The 9322-nt window shown below is 64.0% G+C and carries 15 protein-coding genes; 12 read left to right on the top strand and 3 right to left on the bottom strand.

Going from position 1 to position 9322, the window contains the following annotated elements:
- A partial coding sequence (locus B3D39_RS06685; protein ID WP_286789533.1) for a DNA translocase FtsK occupies positions 1–469 on the top strand: 469 nt, incomplete at its 5' end.
- Between the two features lie 229 nt (positions 470–698).
- Positions 699–1295 (top strand): LolA family protein, encoded by a 597-nt coding sequence (locus B3D39_RS06690; protein ID WP_078542610.1) that lies wholly within the window; start codon positions 699–701, stop codon positions 1293–1295.
- A 4-nt stretch (positions 1296–1299) separates the two neighbouring features.
- Here the strand turns inward: B3D39_RS06690 and B3D39_RS06695 are convergent, their stop codons facing one another.
- Positions 1300–1878, bottom strand: a complete 579-nt coding sequence (locus tag B3D39_RS06695; RefSeq protein ID WP_078542536.1) for a lytic transglycosylase — start codon at positions 1876–1878, stop codon at positions 1300–1302.
- A 190-nt stretch (positions 1879–2068) separates the two neighbouring features.
- Here B3D39_RS06695 and hspQ point away from each other — a divergent pair, with 190 nt between their 5' ends.
- Positions 2069–2395, top strand: coding sequence for a heat shock protein HspQ (hspQ, locus tag B3D39_RS06700; RefSeq protein WP_078521487.1), 327 nt, complete (start codon positions 2069–2071; stop codon positions 2393–2395).
- A 43-nt stretch (positions 2396–2438) separates the two neighbouring features.
- Here hspQ and B3D39_RS06705 read toward each other — a convergent pair whose 3' ends face one another.
- Positions 2439–2882, bottom strand: coding sequence for an ATP-binding protein (locus tag B3D39_RS06705; protein ID WP_166741317.1), 444 nt, complete (start codon positions 2880–2882; stop codon positions 2439–2441).
- Between the two features lie 64 nt (positions 2883–2946).
- Positions 2947–3291 (bottom strand): STAS domain-containing protein, encoded by a 345-nt coding sequence (locus B3D39_RS06710; protein WP_274961950.1) that lies wholly within the window; start codon positions 3289–3291, stop codon positions 2947–2949.
- Positions 3292–3378: 87 nt separating this feature from the next.
- Between B3D39_RS06710 and B3D39_RS06715 the strand changes: the two genes are divergently transcribed.
- The 9 genes from B3D39_RS06715 (at position 3379) to rnc (ending at position 9285) form a co-directional block, all read left to right on the top strand.
- Positions 3379–4557 (top strand): thiolase family protein, encoded by a 1179-nt coding sequence (locus B3D39_RS06715; protein ID WP_274961949.1) that lies wholly within the window; start codon positions 3379–3381, stop codon positions 4555–4557.
- The gene (locus B3D39_RS06720) at positions 4554–5006 is read left to right on the top strand and encodes a GAF domain-containing protein (protein ID WP_274961948.1); all 453 of its coding nucleotides are present in this window, start codon (positions 4554–4556) and stop codon (positions 5004–5006) included. Before B3D39_RS06715 ends, B3D39_RS06720 begins: the two co-directional genes overlap by 4 nt.
- A gap of 7 nt (positions 5007–5013) precedes the next feature.
- Positions 5014–5394 carry a GFA family protein gene (locus B3D39_RS06725; protein WP_274961947.1) on the top strand — a complete coding sequence of 127 codons (381 nt, stop codon included), beginning with the start codon at positions 5014–5016 and terminating at the stop codon, positions 5392–5394.
- Between the two features lie 39 nt (positions 5395–5433).
- Positions 5434–6081, top strand: coding sequence for an RluA family pseudouridine synthase (locus B3D39_RS06730; RefSeq protein WP_274961946.1), 648 nt, complete (start codon positions 5434–5436; stop codon positions 6079–6081).
- A gap of 76 nt (positions 6082–6157) precedes the next feature.
- The gene (locus B3D39_RS06735) at positions 6158–6901 is read left to right on the top strand and encodes a pyridoxine 5'-phosphate synthase (protein ID WP_274961945.1); all 744 of its coding nucleotides are present in this window, start codon (positions 6158–6160) and stop codon (positions 6899–6901) included.
- A complete protein-coding gene (locus B3D39_RS06740) occupies positions 6898–7356 on the top strand; it encodes a hypothetical protein (RefSeq protein ID WP_274961944.1) in 459 nt (152 codons plus the stop codon). The genes B3D39_RS06735 and B3D39_RS06740 overlap by 4 nt, the downstream gene beginning before the upstream one ends.
- A complete protein-coding gene (acpS, locus tag B3D39_RS06745; protein ID WP_274961943.1) occupies positions 7353–7754 on the top strand; it encodes a holo-ACP synthase in 402 nt (133 codons plus the stop codon). The genes B3D39_RS06740 and acpS overlap by 4 nt, the downstream gene beginning before the upstream one ends.
- A 56-nt stretch (positions 7755–7810) precedes the next feature.
- Entirely contained in the window at positions 7811–8596 is a 786-nt protein-coding gene (gene lepB / locus B3D39_RS06750; RefSeq protein WP_093477024.1) for a signal peptidase I, read from the top strand.
- On the top strand, positions 8593–9285 hold the full coding sequence (gene rnc / locus B3D39_RS06755) for a ribonuclease III (RefSeq protein WP_274961942.1): 693 nt from the start codon (positions 8593–8595) through the stop codon (positions 9283–9285). The genes lepB and rnc overlap by 4 nt, the downstream gene beginning before the upstream one ends.
- Positions 9286–9322: the final 37 nt, after the last annotated feature.

Consider the following 9322-nt stretch of genomic DNA (forward strand, 5'->3'; position numbering starts at 1 on the left):
CACTTCGAAGATCGACAGCCGGACGATCCTGGGCGAACAGGGCGCCGAGCAGCTTCTGGGCATGGGCGACATGCTCTACATGGCAGGCGGCGGCAAGATCACCCGTTGCCACGGGCCGTTCGTGTCCGACGAGGAAGTCGAGGAAATCGTCAACCACCTCAAGAGCTTCGGTCCGCCGGAATACATGTCGGGCGTGGTCGAAGGCCCCGATGACGATACGGCGAGCGATATCGACGCGGTGCTCGGCCTCAACACCGGCGGCAATACCGGCGGCGAGGATGCGCTCTACGATCAGGCGGTGGGCATCGTGATAAAGGATCGCAAATGCTCGACCTCCTACATCCAGCGCAAGCTGGGCATCGGCTATAACAAGGCCGCGCGCCTCGTGGAGCAGATGGAGGATCAGGGCATCGTGTCCTCGGCCAACCATGTCGGGAAGCGCGAAATCCTCGTGCCCGAGCAGCAGTAAGCCGGTCACAATCAGAAATGCGACGCGCCCCGGGGGAGACCTCGGGGCGCTTTGCGTTTCAGGGGGCTCTTACTCGGGACGACAGCCGGGCGCCGTGATCGGATACGGGGGCGCTGTTATTGAATGACATCCCCTGTTAGGCGCAAATGCGCTCAAGACGGACCCGCAGCGCGATTGGCGCGTTACGGCGGGACTTCCGCTTTCGCAAGGAGTGCCTAAATCTATGGTCATGAAACAGATCCGCATCCTGCTCGCCGCGATCTTCACGCTGGCGCTCGCCCTTCCGGCCTCGGCCGGGAAAGTCTCGCTGAATCAGATATCGTCCTATCTGAACTCGCTGACCTCCGCCTCGGCGGATTTCACGCAGGTCAATTCAGACGGGTCTATCTCGACCGGCAAGCTGTTCATCAAGCGGCCTGGTCGGGCGCGCTTCCAGTACAATAACGACAAGACGTTGGTGCTGGCCTCGGCCAACCGGGTTGCGGTGTTCGATCCGAAATCGAACCAGCCGCCGGAGCAATATCCGCTGGTGAAGACGCCGCTGAACCTGATCCTGGGCCGCAATATCGACCTGAACCGCAATGGTATGGTCGTGGGCTACACGACGGACGGGCCGAAGACGATCGTGACCGCGCAGGATCCGCAGCATCCCGAATACGGGAATATTCAGCTGGTCTTCACCGACGGGCCGGTCGAGCTGCGCCAGTGGGTGATCACCAACCAGTCGGGCGAGAAGACCACGACGATCCTGAACAACCTGCAAAAGGGCGGCAACTTCGCCACGTCGATGTTCTCCATCGATCAGGCGTTGGCCCAGCGGCGCTGATTTCTCAGCGCCGGCAGGATTGCAGTTGGATTTCGTACATCTGCGCGCGGGACGCGACGCGGTCGGCCACGGCGAGAAGCCAGGATTTCGACCGGTGTGACCCGCGCGAATAGCCGCCGCGCCCTTCGTGATAGGCCAGATACTGGTTGCGCGCGTCGGCCTTGGAGATGCCGAGCTTCTTCTGCGTGCCGTCCATGTACCAGCCCATGAAGTCGGTGGCATCCGAGATGCGGTTGCGCCTTGCACCGAAGCGATGGGTATCTTCGCGATACTCATCCCAGGTGCCGTCCAGGGCTTGGCTGTAGCCATAGGCGGAGCTTTGACGGCCCAACGGGATGATCCCGAGCGCGAAGCGCTGCGGCGTCTTCGCATTGCCGTCAAACTTGCTTTCCTGGTGGATCGTGGCCATCTGCACGGCGACAGGAACGCCCCAGCGGGCCTCCGTCCGGCGCATGGCGTTGAAGTATTGCGGGCGTTCTTTGATGATCGCGCAGGCGTCATCAAGATTGCGCGGGGGCTTGGACGGTCCGCCTCCGCAGGCGGCCACCGCAAGCACTACGCCGAGGGCGAGGTATTTCTTCATAGCTGCTCTTCTTTGCTCTGACGGCCTTGTTTTTTGTCAGTCTATGCGTAATTGGCCCGTTCGAAAACCGGGAAACGCACAGGATCAGCGGACTGTCGCGACGAATCGGACAATCTGTTTCCGGCGGAAATGAGGCGAAAACGTGGACCTGAGCGGTTTCACGATTTAGAATTAAGGTATGAGGATAGATATGCATACCACGCACGCGAAATATCACATCGGCCAAGTGGTGCGGCATCGCAACCACCCGTTCCGCGGGGTGGTGTTCGATGTCGATGCGATCTTCTCCAACTCGCAGGAATGGTATGACGCGATCCCCGAGGAATCGCGCCCGTCCAAGGATCAGCCCTATTACCACCTGCTCGCCGAGAACGACGAAAGCTATTACGTGGCCTATGTGTCCGAGCAGAACCTCGTCGCGGATTTCTCCGGCGAGCCGGTAAGCCATCCCGATCTCGAGGATCTCTTCGGCGAATTCGGCAATGGCTCCTACCGGCTGCAATTCCAACTGAACTGAACCGCGCCGGGCATGGCGCAAAGCCACAAGTCGGGCAGGGGGCTTATCCCGCCTGTCGCATCTCGATCGGGTCTAGCGGCATGCGGAAGGCGAGTAGATTGCGCCCCTCCTCGCGGTGGTATCCCAGATCGGTCGCAAGATCGCGGATCAGGAACCAGCCGAAACCGCCTTCGGGCAGGCTGGTCGGGTCGGGCCGCTCCGGGTCGCGGTCTTCCAGGTCGAGGCAGGCCGGAGGCAGCGCGACCCCATCGTCGCTGACCGAACAGGTGAGCCCCTTACCGTCGCGCGCGATGGAGAGCGAGATCGTGCCTTTTCCGCTATCGCCGTAGCCATGCTCAACGATGTTGTTGAGGATCTCCGCGAGAATCAATTCCAGCGTCCCGGCCTCTTCCTCGGTCATCAGACGGATGAAACGCGCCACGGCGGCCCGCAGCGCGTCGCGCACCGCGATCGGTGTCGCCGCGAAGCTGAGGTTGAAGACCCGCACTTCCGTCTGCTGCGGGTGCGGGCTTGGGCGCGGGGTGCTGGGGGGTGATTTCGGTCTCACACGCTCACGCATATTTCCGGCCCTCCCCCAGCGCGCCTTCGAGGTCGGCGTGGATCGGCAGCACCGAATCCATGCGGGTCAGGCGGAACACCTTCGCGACATTCGGCGTCAGCCCGCAAAGCTCCAGCTGTCGGTTTGGCGCGAGCGATTTCATCACCGCCACCACCGCACCCAGCCCGGAACTGTCGAGAAACTCCACCCTGGAGAGGTCCAGCAGCACCCGCGCCGCCGGTTGCACGGTCACATCGCGCATTCTTTCCTTGAACCGGATCGCGATGGCAGCATCCAGCCGCGCCTCGGCCAGATGGACGACAAGCGCGCCTTCCAGCGCTTCGGCAGTGAGGTTCATGTCCGACTCCCACGGTTGATCTGACGGGAAGGCTAGACGGCAATGCTTACCATTCGGTATCCGTGGGACAGAATTTTGGAGGGTATCATGGAAAACGTGGTGATCGTCGGAGCCTCGCGCACGCCGATGGGCGGAATGCAGGGCGTGTTTGCGGGTGTGCCCGCGTCGGAACTGGGCGGGACCGCCATCAAGGCGGCGATGGAAGGTGCGGGCGTCGCGCCTGCGCGGATCGAGGAAGTGCTGATGGGCTGTGTGCTGCCCGCAGGTCAGGGGCAGGCGCCCGCACGGCAGGCAGGCTTCGCGGCGGGCCTTGGCGAGGAGGTGCCCGCGACGACGCTGAACAAGATGTGCGGTTCGGGCATGAAAGCGGCGATGGTGGCCTATGACCAGATTGCGCTCGGCCAGACTGGGGTGATGGTCGCGGGCGGCATGGAGAGCATGACCAACGCGCCCTACATGCTGCCGAAGATGCGCGCGGGGGCGAGGCTCGGCCATGCGCAGGCGCTCGATCACATGTTCCTCGACGGGCTGGAGGACGCCTATGACAAGGGGCGTCTGATGGGCACCTTCGCGGAGGATTGTGCGCAGGCGTTTCAATTCACCCGCGAGGCGCAGGACGATTACGCGATGGCGTCGCTGAACCGTGCCGTTGCCGCAGAGAAATCCGGGGCTTTCGCGGGTGAGATCGCGCCGGTGACCGTGAAGACCCGCAAGGGCGAGACGGTGGTTTCCATCGACGAGCAGCCGGGCAATGCGCGCCCCGACAAAATCCCGCATCTCAAGCCCGCCTTCCGCAAGGACGGCACGGTGACGGCGGCGAATTCGTCCTCGATCTCGGATGGGGCTGCGGCGCTGGTGCTGGCCTCGGAGGCTGCGGCGAAGGCCGAGGGCCTGCCGATCCGCGCCCGCATTCTGGGCCATGCGAGCCATGCTCAGGCGCCTGCCGATTTCCCGACGGCGCCGGTTCCGGCGGCGGAGAAGCTGCTGAAGAAGCTCGGCTGGACGGTCGATGACGTCGATCTGTGGGAGGTCAACGAGGCCTTCGCGGTCGTGCCGATGGCCTTCATGCACAAGCTGGGCATCTCGCATGACAAGGTGAATGTGAATGGCGGCGCCTGTGCGCTTGGCCATCCGATCGGCGCGTCGGGTGCGCGGATCATCGTGACTCTGCTCAATGCGCTGGAAAAGGCCGATCTCAAGCGCGGCGTGGCTGCGATCTGTATCGGTGGGGGCGAGGGCACGGCCATCGCGATCGAACGGGTATGAGCGTGGATTACGATGATCTGGCGAAACGCATCGCCGCGCTGACCGAAGGCGAGACCGACGAGGTCGCGCTGATGGCGACGCTGGCCTGCGAAATCCATCACGCGGATGACCGCTTCGACTGGACCGGGTTCTACCGGGTCACCGAGCCGGAACTGCTGAAGATCGGCCCCTATCAGGGCGGGCATGGTTGCCTCGTGATCCCGTTTTCGCGCGGGGTCTGCGGGGCGGCGGCGCGCGAGGGGGCGACGCAGCTCGTGCCCGATGTCGAGGCCTTCCCGGGCCATATCGCCTGCGCAAGTTCCACCCGCTCGGAACTGGTGATCCCGGTCCATGCGCAGCGTGGTATCATCGCGGTGCTCGATATCGACAGCGACCAGCCCGACGCCTTCACCGAAGCGGATGCCGCGGCGCTGGAGAGGATTCTGAAAGACGTGTTCGGACATTTGTGAGGAAGCCATGAAACATACCGGCGCGTGCCTCTGCGGGGCGGTCAGCTACGAGGTCGCGGGCGACATGCGGCCCGTGCTGGCCTGCCATTGCAGCCAATGCCGCAAAACCTCCGGCCATATCTGGGCCTCCTCGCAAATCGATGACCATCAGCTTGCGCTGATCAACCGCGACGGGCTGCGCTGGTATCGCTCCTCGGAAACGGCGGAGCGGGGCTTTTGCCAATTCTGCGGCAGCTCCGTGTTCTGGCGGCTGGACGGTGAGGGGCGCATCTCGATCGCGGCGGGCACGCTCAACCTGCCGACGGGGCTTTCTATGGCGGAGCATATCTTCGTGGCCGATAAGGGCGATTACTACGAGATCGAGCCGGGGCCGCCGCAATCGCCCTGAGGCTTGACCCGACACGCGGCGCAGTGCATCTCGCAGCGCATGAGTTACGTCTATGACCCGCCACAGGACGCTCCGCGTATCCTTCATGCCGATCACGAAATCCTCGTGGTCGACAAACAGGCGGGGCTGCTCTCGGTGCCCGGCAAGGGGCCGGACAAGGCCGACTGCCTGATTGCGCGGCTGCGGGGGATTTACCCCGAGGTTCTGCTGGTCCACCGGCTCGATACCGATACCTCGGGCGTGATGGTCTTCGCGCTGACGCCCCATGCGCAGCGCCACCTTGGCCTGCAATTCGAGAAACGCCAGACGAAGAAAGCCTATCAGGCGCGGCTCTGGGGCGAGTTGGCCGAGAAGGAAGGCCGGGTCGATCTGCCGCTGTGTGTCGACTGGCCGAACCGTCCGCGCCAGCATGTCGATCACGAGAACGGCCGCCCCGCTCAGACCGATTGGCGGGTGATGCGCCATGAGGACGGCACGACGCGGGTGCGGCTGATGCCGATCACCGGGCGCAGCCACCAGCTGAGGGTGCATATGGCCGAGCTTGGCCATCCGATCCTCGGCGATCCGCTTTATGCCGAAGGCTCGGCGCAGGCGTTCGAGCGTCTGATGCTCCATGCCGAGACGCTGCGCTTTCGGCATCCCGATGGCGGGATGCATATGACTTTCACCGCGCCCGTTCCGTTCTGAAACCGATACAATCGCAGGTCTTTTCCCCGCCCGCGCGCGCAGGCATACTCCTGCGAGACTTATTGCGGAGAGCCCGATGCCCAAACCTTTGCGCCTTGGTGTGAATATCGATCACGTGGCCACCGTGCGGAATGCCCGCGGCTCGGCCTATCCCGACCCGCTGCGCGCCGCGCGTCTGGCCGAACAGGCCGGGGCCGACGGAATCACCGCGCATCTGCGCGAAGACCGCCGCCATATCCGTGACGCCGATATCGACGCGCTGCGCGGCGGGCTCGACATCCCGCTGAATTTCGAGATGGCCGCGACGCCCGAGATGCAGGAGATCGCGCTGCGCCATCTGCCCCATGCCTGCTGCATCGTGCCGGAAAAGCGCGAAGAGGTGACGACCGAAGGCGGTCTGGACGTCGCGGGCGATCTCTCGCGGCTGACCGATTACGTGGGGCCGCTCGTCGAGGCGGGCATCCGCGTGTCGATGTTCATCGGTCATGATCCGGCGCAGATCGAAGCCTCCGCCAAGATCGGCGCGCAGGTGATCGAGCTGCATACCGGCCATTTCTGCGACATGCATTACGAGGGCGATTTCGCCGCCCGCGATGCCGAGTTGGAGGCGCTGAAAGCAGGGGCGGCCTATGCCGACAGCCTCGGGCTGGAGGTGCATGCGGGCCACGGTCTGACCTATGAGACGGTCGAGCCGATCGCCGAGATGAAGCAGATCCGCGAGTTGAACATTGGCCATTTCCTGATCTCCGAGGCGATCTTCGTGGGCCTCGGGCCCGCGATCGTGCATATGCGCAAGCTGATGGATGCGGCGCGGGGATGAAGCTGCGCGGCGTCATGCTGACCGGTGCGTTGCTTGGCGCGGCTTGCGCGGCGCAGGCAGGTCCGGCCTATGTCGGGCCCTGCGATTTCGCTGCGCGCGCCGACAATATCGTCGAGCCTTGGTCGGAGAATACCGCGACTTTCGCCAATGGCGCGGTGCGGCTGGCGCTGATGGACACGATCGAGCCGGCTGCAGCGGCGTTCCATATTCTCGTCCTATCGCCCCCCTATGACGAGGTCGGCGGGCGGCAATGCCGGGTCATCTCGGCTGCAAAGGACACCGGCTTCGGTGGAGTCGATTTCGCGGCGCTCTCGGCCAGCTACGATCCCGCGACCGGGTTGAGCCTCATGCTGCCGGTCTCCACCTATGACGGCACGGGCGACGCGATGTCGCATCAGTTGCGCATGACACTCAATCAGGCGACCGGCGCAATCGCCACCGAGGTCGCCCCATGATCCTCGGCATCGGCACCGATCTCGCGAATATCGAGCGGATCGAGCGCACGCTCGAGCGCTTCGGCGACCGCTTCCGCAACCGGGTCTTCACCGAGACCGAGCAGCGCAAGGCCGAGCGACGCAAGGATGTGGTGGGCACCTATGCCAAGCGCTGGGCGGCGAAGGAGGCCTGTTCCAAAGCGCTTGGAACCGGGTTGCGCATGGGCATCGCATGGAAGGATATGGCGGTCACGAATCTGCCAACGGGACAGCCGGTGATGCAGGTCACGGGCTGGGCGGCGGACCGGCTTAAGGAAATGACACCAGAGGGTTACGAGGCCGTCATCCATGTGACGCTGACCGATGACCACCCCTGGGCGCAGGCCTTCGTCGTGATCGAGGCCCGCAAGCTTTCTTGACTCGGGCGCGAGGCCGCGTATTGAGGCCAAGGAATTTTGAGGCAGGGTAAGAGATAATGGCGAAGAACAAGGCCGAGGGCGGTATCCTCGACACGATCAAGACGATTGTCTGGGCACTGGTGATCGCGGGGGTGTTCCGCACGCTGTTCTTCCAGCCCTTCTGGATTCCCTCCGGCTCGATGAAGGACACGCTGCTGATCGGCGACTTCCTCTTCGTGAACAAGATGGCCTATGGCTATTCGCGCTATTCCTGCCCGTTCTCGGCCTGCCCCTTCGACGGGCGCCTGCTGGCCAGCGACCCCGAGCGCGGCGATGTGGTGGTGTTCCGTCACCCGACCAAGAACGTCGATTTCATCAAGCGTCTGATCGGCCTGCCGGGCGACAAGATACAGATGATCAACGGCGTGCTGCAGATCAACGGCAAGGCCGTCGAGATGAAGCCCGAGCCCGATTTCGAGGAAGTCATGCAGCCGCAGGGCCCGCAGGGTCTGCTGCCGCGCTGCTCGAACTCGCCGGTCGGCATGGGCGATACCTGCATCAAGAAACGCTATGCCGAGACGCTGCCCAATGGCGTCACGCATGACATTCTGCAGATCAACAATGACGGCCCCGTGGACAACACGCCCGTCTACACCGTGCCCGAGGGCATGTATTTCTTCATGGGCGACAACCGCGACAACTCCGAAGACAGCCGCTTCCCGCAATCGGTGGGCGGTCTCGGCTTCGTCCCGAAAGAGAACCTGATCGGCCGGGCCGACCGGGTGATGTTCTCCTCGGCGGGTCGCTCGCTGTTCTACTTCTGGACCTGGCGTCCGGATCGGTTCTTCAAGGCGATCAATTGAAGCTAAGCGCGGAGATCAAGGCATTCGAGCAGCGCCTCGGGCACAAGTTCAAACGGCCCGAGCTGCTCGCGCGCGCGCTGACGCATAGCTCGATCTCCACGCCGACGCGGCCCGACAACCAGCGGCTGGAATTTCTGGGCGACCGCGTTCTGGGCCTCGTGATGGCCGAGGCTTTGTTCCTCGGCGACCGTGCCGCTTCCGAGGGTCAGATGGCGCCGCGTTTCAACGCGCTCGTGCGCAAGGAAGCCTGCGCCGATATCGCCCGCAAGATCGACCTCGGTGCGGTGCTCAAGCTCGGCCGGTCCGAGATGATGACCGGCGGGCGGCGCAAGTTGGCGCTGCTGGGCGACGCGATGGAGGCGGTGATCGCCGCTGTCTATCTCGATGGCGGGTTCGACGCGGCGAAGGTGCTGATCCTGCGGCTTTGGGAAGATCGGCTCGACAGTGTCGAGGAAGACGCGCGCGACCCGAAAACCGCGCTGCAGGAGTGGGCGCAGGCCCGCGGTCTGCCACCGCCGCACTACGAGATCATCCATCGCGACGGTCCCGATCACGCCCCAAATTTCACCATCGAGGTGCGTCTGGAAAACGGCGCGCGCGAAACGGCGAAGGCCGGATCGAAGCGTCAGGGCGAGATGACGGCGGCGAAGACGCTGCTGAAACGTCTCGAAGACGGCGCCGAGGGCTGAGATCTCGTTGGGACCGGGGCGACTAGCCCCGGGCCGC

The organism is Thioclava sp. UBA3469 (assembly GCF_002378135.1).
GTDB lineage: Bacteria > Pseudomonadota > Alphaproteobacteria > Rhodobacterales > Rhodobacteraceae > Thioclava > Thioclava sediminum.